The 21414-nt window shown below is 68.2% G+C and carries 22 protein-coding genes and 1 tRNA gene; 13 read left to right on the forward strand and 10 right to left on the reverse strand.

Annotation, left to right across the window (positions count from 1 at the left end; all coding sequences use genetic code 11):
* Positions 1–72: 72 nt before the first annotated feature.
* The 6 genes from LT974_RS14590 to LT974_RS14615 all read left to right on the forward strand — a co-directional run bounded on the left by LT974_RS14590 (position 73) and on the right by LT974_RS14615 (position 8327).
* On the forward strand, positions 73–930 hold the full coding sequence (locus LT974_RS14590; RefSeq protein WP_232588352.1) for a CBS domain-containing protein: 858 nt from the start codon (positions 73–75) through the stop codon (positions 928–930).
* Positions 923–2650, forward strand: coding sequence for a glycine--tRNA ligase (glyS, locus tag LT974_RS14595; RefSeq protein ID WP_232588353.1), 1728 nt, complete (start codon positions 923–925; stop codon positions 2648–2650). The genes LT974_RS14590 and glyS overlap by 8 nt, the downstream gene beginning before the upstream one ends.
* A gap of 2 nt (positions 2651–2652) precedes the next feature.
* Entirely contained in the window at positions 2653–3216 is a 564-nt protein-coding gene (locus LT974_RS14600) for a dolichol kinase (RefSeq protein ID WP_232588354.1), read from the forward strand.
* 264 nt (positions 3217–3480) lie between these two features.
* A complete protein-coding gene (locus LT974_RS14605) occupies positions 3481–7404 on the forward strand; it encodes a DEAD/DEAH box helicase (protein ID WP_232588355.1) in 3924 nt (1307 codons plus the stop codon).
* Positions 7401–7910: a KEOPS complex subunit Cgi121 gene (gene cgi121 / locus LT974_RS14610; protein ID WP_232588356.1), complete on the forward strand. Its 510-nt coding sequence runs from the start codon at positions 7401–7403 to the stop codon at positions 7908–7910. The genes LT974_RS14605 and cgi121 overlap by 4 nt, the downstream gene beginning before the upstream one ends.
* 42 nt (positions 7911–7952) lie before the next feature.
* Positions 7953–8327, forward strand: a complete 375-nt coding sequence (locus LT974_RS14615) for a hypothetical protein (RefSeq protein ID WP_232588357.1) — start codon at positions 7953–7955, stop codon at positions 8325–8327.
* A 390-nt stretch (positions 8328–8717) separates the two neighbouring features.
* Here the strand turns inward: LT974_RS14615 and LT974_RS14620 are convergent, their stop codons facing one another.
* The 4 genes from LT974_RS14620 to LT974_RS14635 form a co-directional block, all read right to left on the reverse strand.
* Positions 8718–9464, reverse strand: coding sequence for a Yip1 family protein (locus LT974_RS14620; protein WP_232588358.1), 747 nt, complete (start codon positions 9462–9464; stop codon positions 8718–8720).
* A gap of 62 nt (positions 9465–9526) precedes the next feature.
* Positions 9527–10258 carry a DUF2270 domain-containing protein gene (locus LT974_RS14625; RefSeq protein ID WP_232588359.1) on the reverse strand — a complete coding sequence of 244 codons (732 nt, stop codon included), beginning with the start codon at positions 10256–10258 and terminating at the stop codon, positions 9527–9529.
* Between the two features lie 3 nt (positions 10259–10261).
* Complete coding sequence (locus tag LT974_RS14630; RefSeq protein WP_232588360.1) at positions 10262–10810, reverse strand: DsrE/DsrF/DrsH-like family protein; 549 nt, start codon at positions 10808–10810, stop codon at positions 10262–10264.
* On the reverse strand, positions 10807–11043 hold the full coding sequence (locus LT974_RS14635; RefSeq protein ID WP_232588361.1) for a sulfurtransferase TusA family protein: 237 nt from the start codon (positions 11041–11043) through the stop codon (positions 10807–10809). The genes LT974_RS14630 and LT974_RS14635 overlap by 4 nt, the downstream gene beginning before the upstream one ends.
* 210 nt (positions 11044–11253) lie before the next feature.
* Between LT974_RS14635 and LT974_RS14640 the strand changes: the two genes are divergently transcribed.
* From LT974_RS14640 to LT974_RS14655, 4 genes are all read left to right on the forward strand, one after another.
* Positions 11254–12429, forward strand: a complete 1176-nt coding sequence (locus tag LT974_RS14640; protein ID WP_232588362.1) for an MBL fold metallo-hydrolase — start codon at positions 11254–11256, stop codon at positions 12427–12429.
* The gene (locus tag LT974_RS14645) at positions 12430–12915 is read left to right on the forward strand and encodes a YeeE/YedE family protein (protein ID WP_232588363.1); all 486 of its coding nucleotides are present in this window, start codon (positions 12430–12432) and stop codon (positions 12913–12915) included.
* Positions 12916–13274: 359 nt separating this feature from the next.
* Positions 13275–13679 (forward strand): DUF6691 family protein, encoded by a 405-nt coding sequence (locus LT974_RS14650; protein WP_232590281.1) that lies wholly within the window; start codon positions 13275–13277, stop codon positions 13677–13679.
* A 58-nt stretch (positions 13680–13737) separates the two neighbouring features.
* Positions 13738–14169 (forward strand): helix-turn-helix domain-containing protein, encoded by a 432-nt coding sequence (locus LT974_RS14655; RefSeq protein ID WP_232588364.1) that lies wholly within the window; start codon positions 13738–13740, stop codon positions 14167–14169.
* Between the two features lie 15 nt (positions 14170–14184).
* On the opposite strand, the gene LT974_RS14660 is transcribed toward LT974_RS14655, so the two are convergent.
* Both LT974_RS14660 and LT974_RS14665 read right to left on the reverse strand, forming a co-directional pair.
* Positions 14185–15405, reverse strand: coding sequence for a permease (locus LT974_RS14660; RefSeq protein ID WP_232588365.1), 1221 nt, complete (start codon positions 15403–15405; stop codon positions 14185–14187).
* 120 nt (positions 15406–15525) lie between these two features.
* Positions 15526–15598, reverse strand: a tRNA-Gln gene (locus LT974_RS14665).
* Positions 15599–15749: 151 nt separating this feature from the next.
* Here LT974_RS14665 and LT974_RS14670 point away from each other — a divergent pair.
* Positions 15750–16334, forward strand: a complete 585-nt coding sequence (locus tag LT974_RS14670; protein ID WP_232588366.1) for an IMP cyclohydrolase — start codon at positions 15750–15752, stop codon at positions 16332–16334.
* A gap of 25 nt (positions 16335–16359) precedes the next feature.
* The gene (locus LT974_RS14675; RefSeq protein WP_232588367.1) at positions 16360–17019 is read left to right on the forward strand and encodes a metallophosphoesterase family protein; all 660 of its coding nucleotides are present in this window, start codon (positions 16360–16362) and stop codon (positions 17017–17019) included.
* A 21-nt stretch (positions 17020–17040) separates the two neighbouring features.
* Here the strand turns inward: LT974_RS14675 and LT974_RS14680 are convergent, their stop codons facing one another.
* A complete protein-coding gene (locus tag LT974_RS14680; protein WP_232588368.1) occupies positions 17041–18225 on the reverse strand; it encodes an aspartate kinase in 1185 nt (394 codons plus the stop codon).
* A 136-nt stretch (positions 18226–18361) separates the two neighbouring features.
* Between LT974_RS14680 and LT974_RS14685 the strand changes: the two genes are divergently transcribed.
* Complete coding sequence (locus LT974_RS14685) at positions 18362–18739, forward strand: hypothetical protein (RefSeq protein ID WP_232588369.1); 378 nt, start codon at positions 18362–18364, stop codon at positions 18737–18739.
* Here LT974_RS14685 and LT974_RS14690 read toward each other — a convergent pair.
* The 3 genes from LT974_RS14690 to LT974_RS14700 all read right to left on the reverse strand — a co-directional run bounded on the left by LT974_RS14690 (position 18736) and on the right by LT974_RS14700 (position 21359).
* Entirely contained in the window at positions 18736–19584 is an 849-nt protein-coding gene (locus tag LT974_RS14690) for an ABC transporter permease (protein WP_232588370.1), read from the reverse strand. The two genes, LT974_RS14685 and LT974_RS14690, sit on opposite strands and share 4 nt — an antisense overlap.
* The gene (locus LT974_RS14695; RefSeq protein ID WP_232588371.1) at positions 19581–20504 is read right to left on the reverse strand and encodes an ABC transporter ATP-binding protein; all 924 of its coding nucleotides are present in this window, start codon (positions 20502–20504) and stop codon (positions 19581–19583) included. The genes LT974_RS14690 and LT974_RS14695 overlap by 4 nt, the downstream gene beginning before the upstream one ends.
* 72 nt (positions 20505–20576) lie before the next feature.
* Positions 20577–21359, reverse strand: coding sequence for an ABC transporter permease subunit (locus LT974_RS14700; RefSeq protein WP_232588372.1), 783 nt, complete (start codon positions 21357–21359; stop codon positions 20577–20579).
* Positions 21360–21414: the final 55 nt, after the last annotated feature.

Here is a 21414-nt window from a genome sequence, read left to right on the forward strand (position 1 = left end):
CCGGAGTCGGACGCGAGACGCGCGGAATCGGTGTCGTAGCCTACAAATGGGTGGGGAAAGTACGACGCCTACATGAACGTCGCTGACGCGATGACCCCTCGGGATGACGTGGTTACCGTCGAGCTTCCGGGGACGCGGGACGACATCCTCGAGTACATTCAGGAGCGGGCGTTCTCCTCCGTGCCCGTGGTGAAGCCGACGAGCGACGGCGAGCAGTACCGGGGGCTGGTCTCCCGGGACGACCTCATCGAACACCCCGAAGAGGACCAGTTGGCGATGCTGATGCGGGACGTGCCGACGACGACCACGGACGCCACCGTCCGGGAGGTCGCGGCGCTGCTGCACCGCGAGGGAACGCGTCGCGTCCCGGTCATCGAGGACGGCCGCCTCGAAGGCATCGTCACGGTCACCGACGTGGTGCGCGCCATCGCTGACGGCGAGGAGGACGGCGACACGGAGGTCGGCGAGCTCGCGCGCGAGGACGTGAACACGACGTACGCGGAGACGCCGCTGACCGTCGCGGAGCGCGAAATCTCGTACGCGAACGTGCCCTACACGGTCGTCCTCGGTGAGGACGCCGAGATGGCGGGAATGCTGACGGAAGTGGACATCATCGAGGTCGCGCGCGTCGTCGAGGGCGAAGCCGACACTGGTGACTCCATCGCGGACGACGACGACGACTGGAAGTGGGAGTCCATCAAGGCGGTCGGGGCGCGCTACCTGCCGACGCGGAACGTCGAGATTCCGGCAGCACCCGTGCAGGAGTTCATGACTCCCGACGTGGTGACGGTGACCAAGCGCCGGACCGCCCGCGAGGTCGCACAGACGATGCTGACCAACGACGTCGAGCAGGTGCCGCTGGTGTCCGGCGACAGCCTCGTCGGCATCGTGCGCGACGTCGACCTGCTGGCGGGGCTGACCGATGAGTGAGCTCGACGAGCTCGCGCGGCGACGCGGATTCTTCTTCCAGGCGAACGAGGCCTACGGCGGCGTTTCCGGGTTCTACACGTACGGCCCGGAGGGCGCGGCGCTGAAGCGCAACGTCGAGGAGACGTGGCGCGACCGCTTCGTCACCCGCGAGGGGAACATGGAAATCGACGCGCCGACGGTCACGCCCGAACCCGTCTTCGTGGCGTCCGGGCACCTCGACGGCTTCGACGACATGCTCGTGGAGTGCGCTGAGTGCGGGGAGAGCCACCGCGCGGACCACGTCGTCGAGGACAACACGGACATCGCGGACGCCGAGACCTACCCCACGGAGAAGGTCGAGGAAGTCATCGCGGAGCACGACCTCGTCTGTCCGTCGTGTGGCGCGCCGTTGGCGGGCCAGTCCGTCGACGAGTTCAACCTGATGTTCGAGACGTCCATCGGGCCGGGGTCGGGCCAGCCGGGCTACCTGCGCCCGGAGACCGCCCAGGGGATGTTCACGGAGTTCCCGCGGCTGAAGGAGTACGCGCGCAACCAGTTGCCGTTCGGCGCCGCGCAAATCGGGACGGGCTACCGGAACGAGATTAGCCCGCGGAAGGCGCTCGTACGCGCCCGCGAGTTCACGATGGCGGAACTGGAGTTCTTCGTGGACCCCGAGGGCGACGGCCCCGACCTCTCCCGGGTTGCGGACGTCGAACTGCCGCTGTACCCGGCGGGCGCACAGGAGTCCGCGGGCGAGGAGTACCTCCACGTGACGCCGCGCGAGGCGCTCGACGAGGGCGTCGTCGGCGACGAGTGGGTGGCGTACTTCCTCGCGCGCTCGAAGGTGTGGTTCGAGCGCGTCGGCGTGGACATGGAGCGGTTCCGGTTCCGCCAGCACCTCCCCGGCGAACTCGCGCACTACGCCTCGGACTGCTGGGACGCGGAGGGCGAGGTCGACGGCGACTGGATCGAATTAGAGGGCGTCGCCTCCCGCACGGACTACGACCTCTCGAAGCACAGCGAGCACGCCGACGATACGTTCACCGTCTTCAAGCAGTACGACGAGCCCAAAACCGTCGAGCGCGCAACCGTCGACCCCGACATGTCGTACCTCGGGCCGGAGTTCGGCGGCGACGCCGGTGCCGTCGCGGACGCCCTGGAAGCGCTCGCGGAGCGCGACCGCTCGACATTTGACGGCGACGAGGTAACCGTCGAAGTAGAGGGTGAGGCGTACGCGGTGCCGACGGAGAAGACCGGCTTCGCCGTCGAGGAAGTCACGGAGTCCGGCCGCCACATCGTCCCGCACGTCGTGGAGCCGGCGTTCGGCGTCGGCCGAGCGGTGTACACGGTGCTGGCGCACAACTACGACGAGGACGAAGTCGAGGGCGAGACCCGCGACGTGCTGCGATTGCCCGCGGAAGTATCGCGGACGACGGTCGGCGTGTTCCCGCTGATGGACAAGGACGGCCTCGGCGACACCGCCCGCGACCTCGCGGCGGACCTCCGCGAAGCCGGGCTCTCGGTGACGTACGACGACTCCGGGAACATCGGCCGGCGCTACCGCCGCCAGGACGAAGTCGGGACGCCGTACTGCGTCACCGTCGACTACGAATCCCTCGAAGACGACACGGTGACGCTGCGGGACCGCGACACCACCGACCAGGTGCGGGTCGACGCCGACGACCTCGTCGACGTACTGCCCGCGCTCCGGGACGGCGAGCGCGACTTTGCGGACCTGTAACGGTGAGCGAACTCGACCGTCGGCTCGTGCACGCCAGCGGCGCGCTCCTCCCCGGCGCGTTCCTCGCGGGCGTCCTCCCGTGGTCGGCGGTCAAGTGGCTGCTCGTCGCCGGGTCGATTCTCACCGCAGCACTCGAAGTGCTGCGGCTCTCGGGCTACGTCTCGTGGCGGATTTTCGACCGCCTCACTCGCGACTACGAACAGGACAACCCCGCGGGGTACGCGCTGTACACCTTCTCGTGGACGGCGACCGCGTGGCTGTTCGACCCCACGATTGCGGTGCCCGCGATGCTGATGCTGGCGCTCGCGGACCCCGCCAGCGGCCTGCTCTCCCGGACCAGCGGCCTCGAAATGAAACAGGGGTGGGTGTTGCTCGCGACGTTCGGCATCTGCATGGCCATCGCGAGCCTGCTCGGCGTGCCGCCGGCTGCGGCCGCTGCCGGCGCGCTCGCCGCGACGGTTGCCGACGGCACTAACCCGGTAATTCGCGGCTACGTCATCGACGACAACGCCTCCATCCCACTCGGCGCGGCTGCCGCGATGTGGCTCGTGTGGATGTTCGTGTGAAGTCAGTATAGGGACCGCTGCTGGCTCAATCTTTTACGACATCTCGAAAGCCCCGAGGCTGTAGAGTCGGGGCTCTTGCTGTGCTCCTCGGCCTTCGGCCTGCGGTGCTTACGTCGCCTACCTTCGTCTACGAGGCGGTCGGCTCTGCCGACCGCCTCATACCGTGGCGTTCACGAGACGCTAGCGGCGGATACACGAGGAGAAGCGAAACCACGTTCGAGCGGTGCGACAGTTTAAACCGCGGGACGCGCCTACTTCGGCGTAATGAAAGTCGCGGACGTACCCGGGCTCCCCGAGGGGGTCGCCGACCACCTCGAATCGGGGGGTATCGAGGAGCTCTACCCGCCGCAGGCGGCGGCCGTGGAGGCGGGCGTCGCCGAGGGTGAGAGCCTCGTGGCGAGCGTGCCGACCGCCAGCGGAAAGACCCTCATCGCGGAGTTGGCGATGCTGTCGGCGGTCGCGGACGGCGGGACAGCACTGTACATCGTGCCACTGCGCGCGCTCGCCGGCGAGAAGGCCACCGAGTTCGAGGCGTTCGAACAGTTCGGGTTCTCCGTGGGGGTCTCCACGGGGAACTACGGGGACGACGGCTCGCGGCTGTCGGACAACGACATCGTCGTCGCGACCTCCGAGAAGGTCGACTCGCTCGTGCGCAACGGCGCAGGCTGGATCGACGACCTCTCCTGCGTGGTCGCGGACGAGGTCCACCTCGTGGACGACGACCACCGCGGCCCGACGCTGGAAGTAACGCTGGCGAAGCTCCGCCAGCGCGTGCAGGACCTCCAGGTGGTGGCGCTGTCGGCGACGGTCGGCAACGCCGACGAGATAGCGGCGTGGCTGGACGCCGAACTCGTGGACTCGGAGTGGCGGCCCATCGACCTGCGGACTGGCGTCCACTACGGGCAGGCCGTCCACTACGACGACGGCACGCAGGAAGAGTTGGCGACCGGCGGCAGCGACAGCCAGACCGCCGCCATCGTGGAGGACACGCTCGCTGACGACGGCTCGACGCTCGTGTTCGTGAACTCGCGGCGGAACGCCGAAGCCGCGGCGCGCCGGCTCGCGGACGTGACCAAGCAGGGCATCAGCGACGACGACCGGCAGCGCCTCCGGGAGGTTGCCGACGAAATCCGGGGCGTCAGCGACACCGAGACCAGCGACGACCTCGCGGACGCCGTGGAGAAGGGCGCGGCGTTCCACCACGCCGGGCTCTGCGTAACGGGCGACGCACAGATTCTTCGACAGGACGGGACATTCGCCGCGATCGAGGACATCGTATCAGACGGCGACGGGGGCGAGGTAATCGGCCTCGAAGACAAATCAATCACCTCCGTCGAGGTTACGCACACGTTCGAAATGGGGCAAAAGCCGGTGTTGGAGGTGACGACAAAAACAGGGAACACGCTCGGTCTCAGTCGGAATCACCCACTCCCGGTACTCCGCAAGGACGGTATCGAATGGGTTCGGACGGAGGAATTATCCGCGGGAGAGTACGTCGCCCGACCTCGGCGTCTCGACTTGAACCCCACTCCACCGTCATTCAGAGAACTGTTACCGGAGTCTGCTCGAGCCTACCAACGATACGGCGACGTTGCTCGGCTGTCCTCGAAAATCGATCACGAAAATGAGCCCGATGAGTTCCGTGCTCGGTACACAGAAGACCGGAATATCGACGTCGGGACACTCGACTCGTTGTGTGAGGCAGCGGGCGAGCGCACGGAAAAATATCTTCATCGAGTAATTAGCGACGGCGGCAGCAAACCGATTCGTGCGCCCGAGCAGATTACGCCGGACATCTGTTGGCTTGCAGGAGCAGTTTCCGGAGACGGCTACCTACGAGACCACGCAGTGGTTCTCAGCGGCCAGGACTCCGTTCTTGAGGAGTTCGACCGAATTGCTCGAGAGACGTTCAAACGAAGTACGTCGACGGGAACCGGTGGTTCCGGAACACCCCACCGGAAGCTCGATTCGAAAGTGGTCGCCGACGTACTAGAATCGTCATTTGGCATTCCTCGCGGGGAAAAGAGCGATATAGTTACAATTCCGACAATCCCGCTGACGGACGAGCTTCTTGGCTCGTATATCTCCGGCCTCTTCGATGCCGATGGATCCGTTTCTCCACGACAGAACGGTGACGGGGCGCCGTGTGTGGAGTTCTACTCGACGAGTGCCGAACTCGTCACTCAATTAAAGACTGCTCTCCTTCGGTACGGGATAATCGCACACAGAGATCTGCGCGAGGTAGCAGGTAGGACGGAGGAGATAGACGGGAGAACGGTCACGTCCCGGAAAAACGTCCACCGGCTCACTATCTACGGGGTCGAGCAGCTTCAGCGCTTCCGACAAAAAATCGGTTTCCGTCACCCAGACAAGTCCAACGCGCTTGCCGACTCGATCGCGATGAATCCGTCCGGTAGTCGAGGGCAGAACGACTGTATCCCGCCAACAATTGGACCGACGGTGAGAGAAATCCGCCAGGAAGTCGGTGCTTCGATGTCCGACATCGATCCGGCGGTCGCGAAATCGACGCTCTCTCGATTCGAGAACGAGAAAAACCCAATAAAACGGACGACGTTCCAGCGTCTTGCAGACTCCCTCGAATCTGAATTTCTCCAAGACATCGCGACGGCAGAGATATACTGGGATCGGATTGAATCTATTGAAGACGGTGAGCCAGAACGGCTCTACGACCTGAGCACGTCTTCACACAACTTCGTCGCGAACGGAGTTCTTGCCCACAATACGTCCGAGCACCGCGAACTCGTCGAGGAGGCGTTCCGCGAGCGCGCCATCAAGGTCGTCTCCGCGACGCCGACGCTCGCGGCGGGCGTGAACACGCCGAGCCGCCGGGTCGTGGTTCGGGACTGGCAGCGCTACGACGGCAGCGCGGGCGGGATGCAGCCGCTGTCCGTGCTGGAAGTCCACCAGATGTTCGGGCGTGCGGGTCGCCCCGGCCGGGACCCGTATGGCGAAGCGGTGCTGCTCGCGAACGACCACGACGAGTTAGAGGAGCTGTTCGACCGCTACATCTACGCGGAGCCCGAGCCCGTGCGCTCGAAACTCGCGGCGGAGCCCGCGCTCCGGACGCACGTGCTCGCGGCGGTCGCGACTGGCTTCACGACCACCGAGGACGCGCTCCACGAGTTCCTCGGAGAGACGCTGTACGCGACACAGACCGACGACCCCGGGCGGCTGAAGAGCGTCACGCGGGACGTACTGACGTACCTCGAACGGAACGGGTTCGTGGAGCGCGAGGACGGCACGCTGCGCGCGACCAGCACCGGCCACCTCGTGAGCCAGCTGTACGTCGACCCGATGAGTGCGGCGACGCTCGTCGACGGGCTGCGTGCCGCCGAGCGCGCGGAGACGGCGGACGAGGCGAGCGACCGACCTGCGAGCCGCGCGGGGGAAGCGACGTTCCAGACCGCCGGCGAGCTGCAGGACGACAGCGGTCCCGAAGCGAGCGACGACGAGAGTGACGAAGCGACCGATGAGACGGTCGACGGTGAGGCCGTGAGCCCGACGCCGTTCGGCCTGTTCCACCTCGTGAGCCGGACGCCGGACATGTACGAACTCTACCTCCGCTCGGGGGACCGCGACGAGTACACGGAGCTCGCCTACGAACGCGAGGACGAACTGCTCGGGCCGGCGCCCCGCGAGGAGGAAGCCGCTTTCGAGGACTGGCTGTCCGCGCTGAAGACCGCGAAACTGCTCGAAGACTGGGCCTCCGAACTGGACGAGGACCGCATCGCGGAGCGCTACGGCGTCGGCCCCGGCGACATCCGCGGGAAGGTCGAGACCGCGGAGTGGCTGCTGCACGCCGCCGAGCGCCTCGCGGGCGACCTCGACGACGTGGAGTCCGCGGCCGCCGTGCGCGAGGCGCGCAAGCGCGTAGAGTACGGCGTCCGCGAGGAACTCCTGGACCTCGCGGGCGTGCGCAGCGTCGGCCGGAAGCGCGCACGACGTCTCTACAACGCGGGTATCGAGTCGCGGGCGGACCTCCGGAACGCCGAGAAGAGCCTCGTGTTGGGCGCGGTCCGGGGCCGCGAGAAGACCGCCGAGCGCATCCTCGAAAACGTCGGCCATCCGGACCCGGAGATGGACGCCGTGAATGCGGACGCAGACGCGGTGGCGGCCGCCGAGGAGGCCGACCGGAGCGGGCAGGCGAATCTGGGGGACTTCTCGTGAAACTGGTCGCGGGCACCGCAGCCGTCGAGGACGTGGAGGCGTTCGTTGCGGCCCTCCCGGACGGCGGCCATGAGACTGCGGTGCAGGCGTTCGACGCCGACTACGTCGCGGGCCGCGAGCACCTCGCGTCGGCGGTCGAGCACGCCGACCGCGCGTTCGACCGCGGGGAGAACGTCGCCAACGACCGCGCGGTCGAAATCCTGCTGTACGCGGCGGGACGCCGGCAGATTCGGGAGGCCCTCGCGATGGGCGTCGCCGAGGGCAAGCAGGAGGTCGTGGTCGTCGTCGCGGGCGGCGACGAGGTCGACGCGGCGGCCGCGGTCGTGGCGTTCCTCGACGACGCTGCCGTGCTTCCGGCCGTGGAGCCACCCGAGGCGGGCGTCCACGGGGACCGCGAGACGATTCGGGAGTTCTTCGACGTGGGCGACGCCGAGTTGGACGCGGCCGCGGGCGGCCTCGCGGGCATCGTCCGGGAGCGCGTGGCGCTACTGGACGTCGAGAAGTAGGCGGCCAGCACGCATTTGGCGGGCGCGTCGAACCACCTAGGTATGAGCGACGACGCTGATTACGTGCCGGAGGAGTCGACCGAGGAGTTCCCCAGCGAGCACGAGGAGCCGCTCGCCGAGCACGTCGAGGAAACCCTCGAAGCGATGGAGGCGGCCGTCCAGGGGTCGAGCTACCCGACGAATGCGAGTTCGCTGAAGGCCGAGTACGCGACCGAGCGCGACGAAATCGTCAACGAGACGGAAGCGCTGGCGGACGTCTTCGACCGGCTGGTGCCCGAGGAGTACGCCACGCCCGAGGATGCCCGCGAGGCGATTCTCGGCGAATTGACCGGGCGGGCGGGCATCGAGCACGGCGACCTCGCGGAGTACAACTCCGAGCGCGAACTCGACGCGATGGACCTCGTGCAGGACGAGTAGCGAGAAACGGTAGCACACCTCGTTCCAGTCGAAACGAAGGGGTGCCGAATGGTCGCCGTCCCGTGGTTCTGCTGTCGGAAAGGTAGTGCCGGGGTCGCGTTGCGCCGTAGCTATCAGTTGATTTTCCACTCGAAACGCCGCCCGCGAAGAGCAGACAGTCGTCAGACATCCGGAGTGCGGCGCGTCACTGACGCAGGTCGCGGCGGTCGTAGTGGCGCTAGCAGCTCCGGCAGTAGTACCGGCCGTCGCGCTGCCGGCGCAGTCGCGTGTGGCCGCGCGGACACTTGACGCGCCAGCCCGCGTCGGACGGATGGTCGCCCATGTAGCCTCGTCTGACGCACGTCGTACACAAGAACGGAATCCTGCCGCGCGGTGAAACTGAAAGTGGCGTCAGGCCAGCGAGAGCACGAACAGCAGGACGGCGACGATACCGGACGCGGCGGCCGCGCTGCCGAGCGTGGCGTCGTGGCTCTCGCGGAGGCCGTGCGTCCAGATGTACACTTGCCACGCACTGCCGACGAGCGCGCCGAGCACGCCGATGGCGGTGCCAGTCGTGTTCGTGAGCCGCCGGAGCTGGTCGGCCAGCAGCTCCGGGTCGCTGGCGAAGTCGACGCCCGACAGCAGGAAGACGAGGCCGACCGCGCCGAGCACGGTCTGGACGAGTTGGGCCGGCGTCGCCCAGCCGGTGACCGCCAGCGTCGCGGTGAACGAGCCGCGGCTCCCGGTGAACGCGCCGACTGCGTGCAGCGCGACGGCGACCAGCACCCAGCCCAGTAGAGTGCCGAAGAAAATCACGGGGATGCGTCCGTATATCGCGTCCCGGAGCTTCGCGCCGACCGAGACCTGCCCGGTCCGGGGTTCGTCGATAGTACAGGGTTCGGGTAGCGAGCCGTTCATCTCCGCGAACGACTGGCACGTCGATTCCGGCCACGGCTCCATCGTCGTGACCGTGACGGTGGCGTCGATTTGGGCGGCCATGTACTCGCCGATGGCGACGAACACGACGGTCGTGACCGCGGCGACCGCGACGACGACCAGCGCGGCGCTGCCCAGCGACCGCTCGGGCGGGTGCGTCCCGAAAAACGAGCGCGGGTCGAACAGCAGCGTCCGCAGGGCGTGGAGGGCGTCCCGAAGCATGGGGACGGGTGGTTCGCCCACGGTGCGTTTCAACGTACCGGCGACTCGCGGCGCGTGCGAGGTCAGTCGTGCTTGCGGAGGGATTCCTCGCGGAGTTCGCCGCGCGCGTGCCACGCGCGCGGCCGGCACGCGACGGCGACCGCAGTTCCGTACGTCACGGCGACGGCAGCGGTCACGGCGACGCCGGGCAGCGAGCCGATGGCGGCACTAGCCGGCCACGACGCCGGGGAGAACGCGGTGACGCGCACTACCCACGCCACGAGCAACACCGTCGACAGCGGCAGGTAGATGCGACGCAGGCGGTGGGCAATCGCCTCCTCCGCGGAGACCTTGATGGTGGGTTCGCGGTAGTCGCGGGCGAGGCGCTCGCGCCAGTCGGCGTCCGGCGACGTCTCGTCGGGCGCGAGGCCGGCGGCGACGACGTTCTCCTGGAGCGTGCGGACGCGGCTCCGCCAGATGTCGTAGCCGCGGTAGCGGCGCGCCTCCACGCCGAGGAACGCGCCGAGCGCGACGATACCGACGAGCAGGAGGTAGTGAGGGTTCGAGCGCCCGGAGAACGCCCACGTGAGGACCGCCGCCATCACGACGACCGCCCAGTTCGTGGTGCGGTCGAGGCGCTCGCGCCAGAACTTCATGCGGTGGATTTCCCCGCGGTAGACGTGCGCGAGCGCGGAACTGGGGCCCATGTCGGCCTCGAACAGTCCCACGCCGAGTTCGGGGTCCGTGGCGACCGCTTCCTGACCGGTCGCGGTCTGCGCTTCGCCGTCAGTTGGGTCCGAAGTGTCGTCAGCCATCGGTCAGACGAGCAGCTGGACGTCCGCGTCGGCCATGTCCCGGAGCGCGGTGGCGGCGCCGACGCCGACGGTGACGCCGTCGTAGAAGTCGTCGGCGTCGTAGTCCAGCAGGTCAATAGTCATCTGGCAGGCCTGGAACTCCACGCCCATCTCGATGCCCGTTTCGAGGAGGTCGGCGACCGAAGCAGTGCCGTTGGCGTCGAGTTTGCGTTCCAGCATGCGCGTGGTCACGCGGTCCATCCCGGGCAGCGCCGCGACGGCGTTGGGAACCGGGAGGTTGGGGTTGCCGACGGCGCTCAGTTCGAGGCTGTCGGCGCGCTCCTCGTGGAGGACGTCCAGCCCCCAGAACGTGTGGAAGACGGTGACGTCCCAGTCGAAGGCGGCGGCCGTAGTTGCGAGGATGAGCGGCGGGTACGCCATGTCGAGCGTGCCCTTCGTGGCGACGATGCTCAGTTTCGGCTGGTCGTCGTCGGCATCGTCGAGGCGGGCTTCGAGGTCGGCGACGCGCGCCGCGAGTTCCTCGCGCGTCGGTTCGGCTGATTCCGCGCTCATCGTTCCGTCCGGCGGACGTAGTGCGTGTAGACGTCGCCGTCCTCGGTCTGGTCGAGGAGTTCGACGCCGGCGGTGCCGTCGGCCCACCCGGCGAGGTCGCTGACGCTCCCGGGGTCAGTCGCGCGCACTTCGAGGACGTCGCCGACCACGAGGTCGTCGGTCGCCTGTTTGGTCTCGACCACTGGCATCGGGCAGCTCAGTCCGGTCGCGTCGAGGGTTTCGTCTGCATCCATGATTGTGCTCGGCCCACAATACCGACCAACCAGTGAAAAATTCGTCGATAGCAATCCGTTATTGTCACAATAAGACAATACCAATATAGACAGATATCGGCCTAAATGGCATTTACGAGAGTGTTCCGGATAGGTTCAGGTTTAGTATTGTAGGAACTACACTCATCTACGCGAAGGCTTATTCGTTCGCGTCCGGTAGCCACAGCCGAGATGCAACCCGAAGACTTCCCGGCGACCGACGCGATCCCCGACAGCGTCGCGCCGAGCGAACTGAAATCCCGCATCGACGCCGGCGAAGACGTCTTCGTCCTCGACGTGCGCGCGGCGAGCAACTACCAGGAGTGGCACATCGACAGTGGCGTCGAGTCGCTGAACGTCCCGTACTTCGAGTTCCTCGACGGCATCCCCGAGGACAGCCTTGCAGCACTGCCCGACGACCGCACGGTCACGGTGGTCTGCGCGAAGGGCGCGTCCAGCGAGTTCGTCGTGGGCCGCCTGCTCAACGCGGGCTACGACGCCGAACAGCTCGCCAACGGCATGCGCGGCTGGGCGCGGGTCTACGAGTCCCACGAAGTCAGGACGAACGGCGATGCGACAGTCGTGCAGTACCGACGTCCGTCCAGCGGCTGTCTCGCGTACCTCGTCGCCTCGAACGGCGAGGGCGCAGTCATCGACCCGCTACGCGCGTTCACCGACGCGTACGTCGAGGACGCTCGCGAGCGCGGCGTCGACATCACCTACGCGCTCGACACGCACATTCACGCCGACCACGTCTCGGGTGTCCGGGAACTCGCCGCGGCGACCGGCGCGACGGCAATCCTCCCCGAAGTGGCCGTCGCGCGCGGCGTCGACTACGACGCACCCTTTGAAACTGTCGCGGACGGCGACGAACTGACGGTCGGCAACGCGACCGTCGAGGCCATTCACACGCCCGGCCACACGACCGGGATGACGGCGTACCGCGTCGACGACGTCCTGTTCACGGGCGACGGCCTGTTCACCGGGAGCGTCGCGCGCCCCGACCTCGAAGACCCCGACGCCGCCCGCGACGCCGCCGAAACGCTGTACGACACGCTCCACGAACGCGTACTCGCACACGACCCCGACACGCTCGTTGCGCCCGCACACTACGGCGACGGCGCGGTGCGGCGCGAGGACGACACGTACACCGCGCGACTCGACGGGGTTGTCGACCGCGTGGACGCGCTCTCGCTGGACCGCGAGGCGTTCGTGGCGTTCGTCACCACCGACATGCCGCCGCAACCCGCGAACCACGAGGACATCGTCGCGACGAACCTCGGCGAGCGCGCGCCCGGCGACGACGAGGCGTTCACGCTCGAACTCGGGCCGAACAACTGCGCGGCCAGCGGGGAGGCGGCCGAGTAGATGACGGGCGCACTCGTCGCCGCCGACCTGTTCCCGCGCGGCATCGCGCAGTACCTCGTCGGCGGCGTGTTCGTCGGGCTGGGGGCCGCCATCATCTACTTCGGCACCGGCATCATCGCGGGCGCGAGCACGTTCCTCGAATCCACGCTGTCGTACGTCTCGGACGTCCCGCGGTTCGAACGCGCGAAGTACGTGCGCTCGCGGGACTGGCGGGTCGTGTTCACCGTCGGCATCGTCGCTGGCGCCGCCGTCTACACGCTCGTCTCCGGGAGCGGCGCGTGGACGACGGACGTCCAGTGGTGGCGGCTGCTCGGCGGTGGCGTACTCGTCGGTATCGGTACGCGCGTCGGAAAGGGCTGTACGTCGGGCCACGGCGTCTGCGGCGTCGGGTCGCTCTCCGATGCCTCGCTCGTGAACGTCGTGACGTTCCTCGGCGTCGCTATTGGAACGGCGCAACTGGTGCAGGCTGTGGGGGTGTCGCCGTGACCCGCGAGGACGCAGCGACCGGAGGGAGCGAGTCCTCGGATAGTCGAGCGGGGACCGAAGAGACCCGCGAGGACGCAGCGACCGGAGGGAGCGAGTCCTCGGATAGTCGAGCGGGGACCGAAGAGACCCGCGAGGACGCAGCGACCGGAGGGAGCGAGTCCTCGGATAGTCGAGCGGGGACCGAAGAGACCCGCGAGGACGCAGCGACCGGAGGGAGCGAGTCCTCGGATAGTCGAGCGGGGACCGAAGAGACCCGCGAGGACGCAGCGACCGGAGGGAGCGAGTCCTCGGATAGTCGAGCGGGGACCGAAGAGACCCGCGAGGACGCAGCGACCGGAGGGAGCGGACGCAGCCCGTGGGTGCTGGCCGTCGTCCTGCTTGGCGGGATCGTGTTCGGGTTCGGGCTGGCGCTCAGCGGGATGGCGAAACCCGAGGTCGTCCTCGACTTCCTCCAGTTGGATGACCTCGGGCTCGTCTTCGTGATGGGCGGCGCGGCCGTCGTCTCCGGGCTGTCCTTTTTCGTCGCGACGCGGTACCTCGACCGTGCGCCGGTGACGGGGACGAGATACGGCCGGCGGCTGAAAGACCTCGACCGGAACGTCGTCGTCGGCGGTGCGGTGTTCGGCGTCGGCTGGGGGATTTCAGGCATCTGCCCGGGCGCGGCGTACGCCAGCCTCGGCATCGGCAACCTCCCGATTCTGTGGGGCGTCGCGGGGATGTTCCTCGGGGCGTACGCGCAGGGGTACTGGCGGAGCCGCGACTGACGGTATTGCATGGCCTCTACAAACCTTTTTACGGCTCAGCGGCGTACTCCCGCCCGAGATGCCAGATTCGATGCGCGGCTACCTCCAGCGGGACATAGAGTGCGAGGCGCTTCTGGAGTGCTTCCACGGTCTCCGCGACCTCGACCGGCGCGTGTTCGGGCTGCTCGTCGAGACCGGCGAGCCACTGACCGTCGACGAACTCAGCGACCGCATCGACCGCGAGCGCTCGACGGCCTACCGGTCGGTCCAGCGGCTGATGGACGCCGGCCTCGTCGAGAAGCGCCAGGTGAACTACGACCACGGCGGCTACTACCACGTCTACGAGCCCGCCGACCCCGACGAAATCGCCGACGAGATGCAACGCATGCTCAACGACTGGTACGCGAAGATGGGGCAACTCATCGGCGAATTCCGCGGGGAGTACGCGCACGTCGAAGCGGCCGACACGGACGCCGAACCCGAGACCGCGGCGCCGCCCGCCGACCAGTAACGCGAACGTTCCCCGTCAGTGCGCGTGCGCTCCCTCGGCTTCTTCGTCGGCGCTCGTGCCGTACATCAGGTAGAGTTCCGCGAGGAACACCAGCGTGAACGCCGCGTTCAGGTATCGCGTGTATCCCGACGGCGCGGTGCCGCCGGCTTCACCCGCCGTTGGGACGAGCCCGAGGCCGTACCAGGCGTAGTGGATGACGATGCCGGAGACGACGGCCGTCACGAAGATGCCGACGAACAGTACCGCCGCCATCCGCAGCCCGTAGTACCGCCGGTAGGCGTCGGTGATGGTGGGAACGATGAGGTCCGCGAAGATGAAGCTCATCACGCCGCCGAACGCGATGCCGTTGCTCCAGAGGATGACCGCGAACGGGACGTTCCCGACCGAGCAGACGAACGTCACGACGCCGACCGTGACGCCGATTATCGCGCTCGCGGCGACCCACGAGAACGACCCCTGCGCGCCGACATCGAACAGCGTCGTCCACCACGAGCGCGGCACGAACGCGCCGATGAGCCCCGCGACCAGGAAGCCGGCGACGATGTCCGTCCACAGCATCTGCCACTCGCCGACCGCGTTCTTCGCGGCGAGTCGCCACCCGCGCTTCGTCGCGAGACTCGGGTGGAGCGACTCGACCTGCTGTTCCTCCTGGTAGGTTCGTTTGCAGGACTCCGAGCAGAAGTACTCGGTGCCGCCGTCGACGTCCAGCGTGACGACGTCGTCGCTGGTCGGGTCGACGTCCATCCCGCAGACGGGGTCGCGGACGCCCTCCGCGGACTGGACGTGGTCGCGGGCGGCCGCGAACCACTCTTCGGGCACGACGTACTGGAAGACGGCGGCGAGCAGGACGATGAGCAACAGGCCGGCGGCGTAGTCCGCGAGCACGAACTCCCAGCCGAGCAGAATCCACATCACGAGCCCGAGCTCGATGACGAGGTTCGTGGACGCGAACTGGAACGCCGCCAGGCTCGCTATCGGCGACGCGCCCTTCTTGAAGAGGCTCTTCGTCGTCGCGACCGCGCCGAACGAACACGACGACGACGCCGCGCCGAACAGCGTGCCGAGGCCGAGCTCGCGGAGGCCGGACCCGCCGAGCACCCGGGACATCCGCTCCTCGCTGACGAACGTCTCGACGGCACCCGCGATGGTGAACCCGAGCACGAGCGCCCACCACGTCTCCCAGAACATCTCCCCGCCGAGTCGGAGTCCCTCGGCGAGCGTGTCGACGACGCTCATGTGTGAAGGTACGGACGCCTCGCTTAGTGGCGTTGTGGTTGCGTTCGTTCGGCGACGAACCCGCGGAAGTTTGGAAAGCAAAGCGGTCGTGCGGCTACGGGACGAAGCGTCGCAGAGAAGTAGTCCATCCTGGATTCGAACCAGGGTCGAAGCCCCCAGAAGGCTTCAGGATTGGCCGCTACCCCAATGGACTGCTCGCACACGGTAGAAGACGATTGTGGCTTATGAGTGTTGCGAACCCCGACGACGGAGACGCGCCGAGCAGCCGTGACGCCCCATCGCATCGACACCGCGAACGTGTGTAGTTCGACGCCTATTTGCCGTCCGAGAATGCACGTTCTCGTATGTACGTCGGACGGTTCGTCGTCGTCGGTCCGGACGTGGCAGCGTATCGAGTGTCCTCGCGGTCGTTCCCGAACCGCCAGGTAGTCGAGCGCGAGGAGGCGTTGACGGTCGCGCCAACGCCGGACGCGCCAGAGACGGACAACCCCTACGTGTCGTACAACTGCTACCGGACGGCGGCGGGGCACGCGGTCGTCGGGAACGGCAGCCACGTCGACCCGATTGCGGAGAAACTCGAACTCGGCTATCCGGCGCGGGACGCGCTCGCGGCGTCGCTGCTCGCGCTCGACTACGAGAAAGACGACTACGACACGCCCCGTATCGCAGGTGTGCTGACGCCCGACGGTGACGCGTTCGTCGGGACCGTGCGGAAGGACGCGCTGCTCGTCGAGGCGGTCGACGAGCCGACGCTCGTCGCGACCTACGAGAAGGACAGCCCCGAGCCAATCGGCTTCGAGGCCGACACCGCGAGCGAGGCGGCCGCAGAGGCGTACAGTGCGGCGTTCGAGCACGCGGTCTGTGCGGTCGGCGTCGTGCGCGACGACGACGGGTACGCGACGGCAATCGAGAACGGGCCGGAGAACTAAGGGCGACCGGGCCCGACCGGCAGACATGAAGGTCGGCGTCGTCTCGGACATTCATTCGAATCTTGTCGCGCTGGAGGCGGTCCTCGACGACCTGCCGGACGTGGACGCGCTCGTCTGCGCCGGCGACGTCGTCGGCTACAACCCGTGGCCCGCGGAGTGCGTGGACGCGCTCCGCGAGCGCGACGTGCCGACCGTGATGGGGAACCACGACCGAATGGTGGCGACCGACCGGAACTTCGGCGGGAACGGGATGGCGCAAGCAGGCGTCCGGCACGCCAAGCGGGAGTTGAACGACGTCCAGCGCGGCTGGGTCGAACGGCTCCCCCGCGAGCGCACGCTGTTCGACGGGCGTGTGAAGGTCGTCCACGACCACCCCGAGGTGCAGGACCGCTACACGTACCCGGAGGCGTTCGGCCCACACCTGCTCGGCGACGAGGCCGTCCTGATTCTCGGGCACACGCACGTCCAGCACCACGAACGCTACGACGAGGGCACCGTTCTGAACCCGGGGAGCGTCGGACAGCCCCGGGACCGCGACCCGCGCGCGGCGTACGCGGTGCTGGACGTGGAAGCTGCGACGGTCGAAGAACATCGCGTCGGGTACGACGTTGCCCGGGTAGCGGAGGCGATACGAGAATCGGGGTTGCCGGACGCGACCGCCGAGCGACTCGCGGACGGCCGATAGCGGCGGGCCGGCCGAAAGAAGCTACGACCTGAAGTGGTCCTGAACGATGTCTAGCGTCTTCTCGCGGTCGTCCCAGTCGACGAAGACGGCCATGGAGGTGGCGCTGGAGATGATGTCGATGACGTTGATGCCGGCTTCGGCGATGGGGTCGACGATGCGCCGGAGGACGCCCGGCTGGTTCGGGAGCTCGCCGCCGAGGACGCGGATGACCGCGACCTCGTCGCGGACGGTGACCGAGGAGAGTTCGCCGACCTCGATGACCTCGCTGTGGAGGACGTTCTCGGCGCGCTCGGCGACGTCCTCGTCGACGTAGAACGTCATCGAGTCCATGCCGGAGGCGACCGCGTCGACGTTGATGTCGCTGTCGTGGAGCGCCGTCGACAGCGTCGACATGATGCCGGGGCGGTTGCGGATGGCGCGCCCAGCGACGGTGAGACACGCCAGCGGCGTGTCCCGCATGTCGATCATGTTCTCGAACTGACCCTCGATTTTCGTGCCGCCCGAGAGCAGGTCGCCGTGCTGGTAGTGGATGACGCGGACGTCGAGGTTGTCATCCTTGAACGAGAGGGCAGAGGGCGCGACCACCTCGGCACCGCGGAAGGAGAGGTTGCGGAGTTCGTCGACGGTGATTTCGCCGACGTTGCGCGCGCCTTCGACGACGTGGGGGTCGCCAGTCATGACGCCCTCGACGTCGGTGACGATGACGACCTCGTCGGCGTTTGCGTACCGGCCGAGCATCACGGCCGTGGTGTCGCTGCCACCGCGGCCGAGCGTCGTCACGTTGCCCTCGTGGTCCTCGGCGAGGAAGCCCGTGATGACGGGGACGACCTCGTCGAGGTCGTCGGCGAGTGCCTCGACGCGCTTTTTCGTCTCCTCGACGTCGACCTCGCCGCGGTCGTTGGCGACGACCGGCCAGTCATCGCGGCCGGGTTCGAGGAACACAGCGTTGACGCCGCGGGCGGCCAGCGCCGCCTTCAGCATCCGCACCGACGTGCGTTCGCCCATCGAGACGATTTCCGCGCGGTCGGCGTCGTCGGCGTCGAACGTGATGTCGTCGAGGAGTTCGTCGGTCGTGTTCCCCATCGCCGACGCGACGACCGCCAGTTCGTGGCCGGCAGCGACCGCGTCCGCGATGGAGTCGGCGGCCCGCTCGATGCGGTCGCCGCTCCCGAGACTAGTGCCGCCGAACTTCGCGACTACGCGCATCGCTTCCCACCGGTCCTCGGAACCGTGCTCATAGCCGGGTCGTAGGGACGCGGGCGGTGATAACTGCTTGCATGCACGAAACGGTTGCCGTCCTCGCGGCCGCGGCGTTAAGTTGGTCGCTCGCGTACTTGAGGGCATGAACGTTCGTGACGCGACGGCCGAGGACGCGGCCGCGCTGGACGCGCTTGCCGACGACGACCTCGACGCCGCGCGCCTCGTCAGGGACCGCACGGTGCGCGTCGCGGAGACCGACGGCGACCTCGCGGGGTTCGTCGCGTTCGACGCGTGGCGTGGGGCCGTCCACGTCACGCGCCTGGCGGGCGACCCGGAGACGCTCGGCGAACTACTGGACGGCCCCCGCGAGTTCGCGGCCTACGAGGACCTCGCGGTAGAGGCCGTGCTAGTCGAGGGGGACGACCTCGGCGACGTCCTGTTGAACGAGGGGTTCGAGGACGCGGGGGCGGGGCCGCGCTTCGACGGCGAGCAGACGCGGCGGTACCGCTACGTGCCCTAGAGGTCCGCGCGCTCGAAGACGTAGTAGCCGAGCGCGGGCACGACGACGAGCCACGCGAACATCGTCGCGAGCGCGGCCCACTTCGAGAGGTAGATGGGCGGGTTCTGTGGGAACAGCTGGGCGACGATGGTGCTGTTGCCGGGGAGGAACTGGAGGACGGCGTTCGTGAACGCCGACGACGGCGGGATGCGGTTCAATAGGAGGTACCACTCGGGGGGCGTACTGTTGAGTCCGGGACCGAACGTGCCCTCGAGCAGGTAGTGGACGCCCGCGGGGATGGCTCCCCACGCGACCTCGAAGACGACGAAGAACGCGGCGGCGACGATGGTGGCGCGCCCGGAGTCCTGCGTGGTCGCGGAGAGCCCGACACCGATGGCAGTGTACAGCACGGCGAGCAGCACCGTGAGCGCCGAGAAGCCGAGGAACGCCAGCGCGTCGAAGCTGTCGTAGAGCGCGACCGTGACGACCGCCGCCACGACGAGCCCGACGACGACGGAGACGCCGAGCACCGCGCCGCGGCCCACGACTTTCCCGACGATGGCGTCCCGGCGGGTGTGGGGTAGCGACAGCAGGAACTTCGCGCTCCCGGATTCGACTTCGCCGGCGATGGCCTTGTGCGACATCACGAGCGCGGTCAACGGGATGAGCAGCGTCACCGGGCTGAGCAGGAAGAAGATGAGCCCGAGCGTCTCCAACTCCCCACCGCCCTGGCCGCCGCTCTGGAGGAGCGTGTAGACGTACGCGACGCCGGCCATGAACAGCACGAACAGCGCGGTGAGCGCCCACAGCGCCTTCGAGCGCGCGGCGTCGTGGAAGTCCTTGCGCGCGATTGCCGGCCAGCTCATGCCGACACCTCCTCCTCGCGGCCGTTCGTGTACGCCGCGAACACGTCGTCAAGCGACGCCTCGCGGGTGGCGAAGTCGACGACTTCCCCGCCGGCGGCCTCGATGGCGTCGAGGATGTCGGTCTTGGACGCGTCGTCGGCGCTTACGGTGAGCACGTCGCGGTCGGTGTCGATGCTCGTGACGCCGGGGACGCCCTCGACGGCTTCGACGACGTCGGGCGTGAGTTCCTCGACGGTGACCGTCAGCGTCGAGCCCGTGCCGGCGGCCTCCCGGAGCCCGCGGATGGTGTCCTGGGCGACGAGTTCGCCCTGCTGGAGGATGCCGACGCGGTCACAAACGGCTTCGACCTGTTCGAGGATGTGACTGGAGAAGAAGATGGTCGCGCCGCGGTTGGCCTCCTCAGTGATGATTTCGCGCATCTCGCGCGCGCCGTTCGGGTCCAGCCCCGTCGAGGGCTCGTCGAGGATGAGGAGGTCGGGCTCGCCGACGAGCGCGATGGCGAGCGCGAGCCGCTGCTGCATCCCTTTCGAGAAGCCGCCGGCCTTCCGGTCGGCGGCCTCCGGAATGCCGACGCGCTCCAGCAGGGCCTCGACGTCGTCGTCGGCGTCCTTCGACTCAATAGCGAATTCGAGGTGCTGGCGGGCCGTAAGGCGTTCGTAGACGTGGAACCCCTCTGGGAGGACGCCGATGCGCTGGCGGATGGCCAGCGACTCGTCGTGGGCGTCGTGGCCGAGCACGGTCGCGGTGCCGGAGGTGGGGCGCACGAAGTCCAGAAGGATGTCGATGGTGGTGGACTTCCCGGCACCGTTCGGCCCGAGGAAGCCGTATATCTCCCCGGACTGGACCTGGAGGTCGAGGTCGTGGAGGGCGGTGACGTCACCGTATCGCTTGGTGACGCCGGCGAGTTCGATTGCTGCCATGCGGGGGAGGTCGCACCGCCGGCCTAAATCGGTTGGGGTGGTTCGCAGCGCGAGCGACCGCGCGTCGGCGTCTCAGAGTTCGATGCGGGCGAATCGATGCGCCGCGAGCGCGAACGCGGCGAGCGTCCACGCGAGCAGGACGGCCACGCCGACGCCGTCGGGAACGGAGCCGGTCGTCGCGACCGGGTCGATGCCGACGACGGTGAGCGCGTTCGCGTACGCGTACAGCGGGCTGGCGACGACGAGCGCGTCCGTGAGGCCGCTGCTCACTTGTACGCCGAACTGGCCGGCGAGGACGACGCGCCCGAGGCTCAGCGCAATCGGCCAGAACAGCGCGAGCGCGAAGAAGCCGAAGGTGGTCGCGGCGGCGAGCGTCGTGGACGTCGAGCGCGCGGTGAACACGAGCGTCGCGGCGACGAACGCGGCGGCCAGCAGCGCGGCGAGCGCGAGCACGGCGAGCACGCGGACCGCCGGCACCGGCGCGCCGCGGAGCGCGTAGACGACGGTGGCGACGATGATTGCAGCGACGACGGCCAGGAGCGTCGTCGTGAGGCGGGCGGCGCCCGCGCCCGCGAGGAACGTCGAGCGCGTGTGCGGCAGCGAGAGCGTGAGCCGGACGCGACCGCTGGCGACGGCGCTCGGCACGGCTTCGTGAGTGAGCGTGCCGGCGGCCAGCGGCACGGCGAACAGGAACAGGAGCGCGAGCGCGGTCGGGAGCGGGGTGACGCCGGCGCCGTTCGTGGCGCCGTACGCGAGGACGGCCGCCAGCAGCGCGAAGAAGCCGCCGAACACCGCCAGCGAGTTGTCGGCGTGGAGGGCACGGAGGTCGCGGCGCGCGACGACCGGCCACGTCACGCTACCACCACGGGGAGGGCTGACTGCATGGTCGGGCGCTCGCGGTGCGCGGTGA

Origin of the sequence: Halobacterium noricense (genome assembly GCF_021233435.1) — an archaeon.
Lineage (GTDB): Archaea > Halobacteriota > Halobacteria > Halobacteriales > Halobacteriaceae > Halobacterium > Halobacterium noricense.

What these genes read in the sequence shown, in the direction of transcription:
- LT974_RS14670 (WP_232588366.1), top strand. Translation starts at nt 15,750, where the DNA reads ATGTACGTCGGACGGTTCGTCGTCGTCGGTCCGGACGTGGCAGCGTAT.
- LT974_RS14690 (WP_232588370.1), bottom strand. Translation starts at nt 19,584, where the DNA reads ATGAGCTGGCCGGCAATCGCGCGCAAGGACTTCCACGACGCCGCGCGC.
- LT974_RS14625 (WP_232588359.1), bottom strand. Translation starts at nt 10,258, where the DNA reads ATGGCTGACGACACTTCGGACCCAACTGACGGCGAAGCGCAGACCGCG.
- LT974_RS14590 (WP_232588352.1), top strand. Translation starts at nt 73, where the DNA reads ATGAACGTCGCTGACGCGATGACCCCTCGGGATGACGTGGTTACCGTC.
- LT974_RS14695 (WP_232588371.1), bottom strand. Translation starts at nt 20,504, where the DNA reads ATGGCAGCAATCGAACTCGCCGGCGTCACCAAGCGATACGGTGACGTC.
- LT974_RS14640 (WP_232588362.1), top strand. Translation starts at nt 11,254, where the DNA reads ATGCAACCCGAAGACTTCCCGGCGACCGACGCGATCCCCGACAGCGTC.
- LT974_RS14645 (WP_232588363.1), top strand. Translation starts at nt 12,430, where the DNA reads ATGACGGGCGCACTCGTCGCCGCCGACCTGTTCCCGCGCGGCATCGCG.
- LT974_RS14660 (WP_232588365.1), bottom strand. Translation starts at nt 15,405, where the DNA reads ATGAGCGTCGTCGACACGCTCGCCGAGGGACTCCGACTCGGCGGGGAG.
- LT974_RS14635 (WP_232588361.1), bottom strand. Translation starts at nt 11,043, where the DNA reads ATGGATGCAGACGAAACCCTCGACGCGACCGGACTGAGCTGCCCGATG.
- LT974_RS14615 (WP_232588357.1), top strand. Translation starts at nt 7,953, where the DNA reads ATGAGCGACGACGCTGATTACGTGCCGGAGGAGTCGACCGAGGAGTTC.
- LT974_RS14630 (WP_232588360.1), bottom strand. Translation starts at nt 10,810, where the DNA reads ATGAGCGCGGAATCAGCCGAACCGACGCGCGAGGAACTCGCGGCGCGC.
- LT974_RS14655 (WP_232588364.1), top strand. Translation starts at nt 13,738, where the DNA reads ATGCCAGATTCGATGCGCGGCTACCTCCAGCGGGACATAGAGTGCGAG.
- LT974_RS14685 (WP_232588369.1), top strand. Translation starts at nt 18,362, where the DNA reads ATGAACGTTCGTGACGCGACGGCCGAGGACGCGGCCGCGCTGGACGCG.
- LT974_RS14620 (WP_232588358.1), bottom strand. Translation starts at nt 9,464, where the DNA reads ATGCTTCGGGACGCCCTCCACGCCCTGCGGACGCTGCTGTTCGACCCG.
- glyS (WP_232588353.1), top strand. Translation starts at nt 923, where the DNA reads ATGAGTGAGCTCGACGAGCTCGCGCGGCGACGCGGATTCTTCTTCCAG.
- LT974_RS14680 (WP_232588368.1), bottom strand. Translation starts at nt 18,225, where the DNA reads ATGCGCGTAGTCGCGAAGTTCGGCGGCACTAGTCTCGGGAGCGGCGAC.
- LT974_RS14675 (WP_232588367.1), top strand. Translation starts at nt 16,360, where the DNA reads ATGAAGGTCGGCGTCGTCTCGGACATTCATTCGAATCTTGTCGCGCTG.
- LT974_RS14605 (WP_232588355.1), top strand. Translation starts at nt 3,481, where the DNA reads ATGAAAGTCGCGGACGTACCCGGGCTCCCCGAGGGGGTCGCCGACCAC.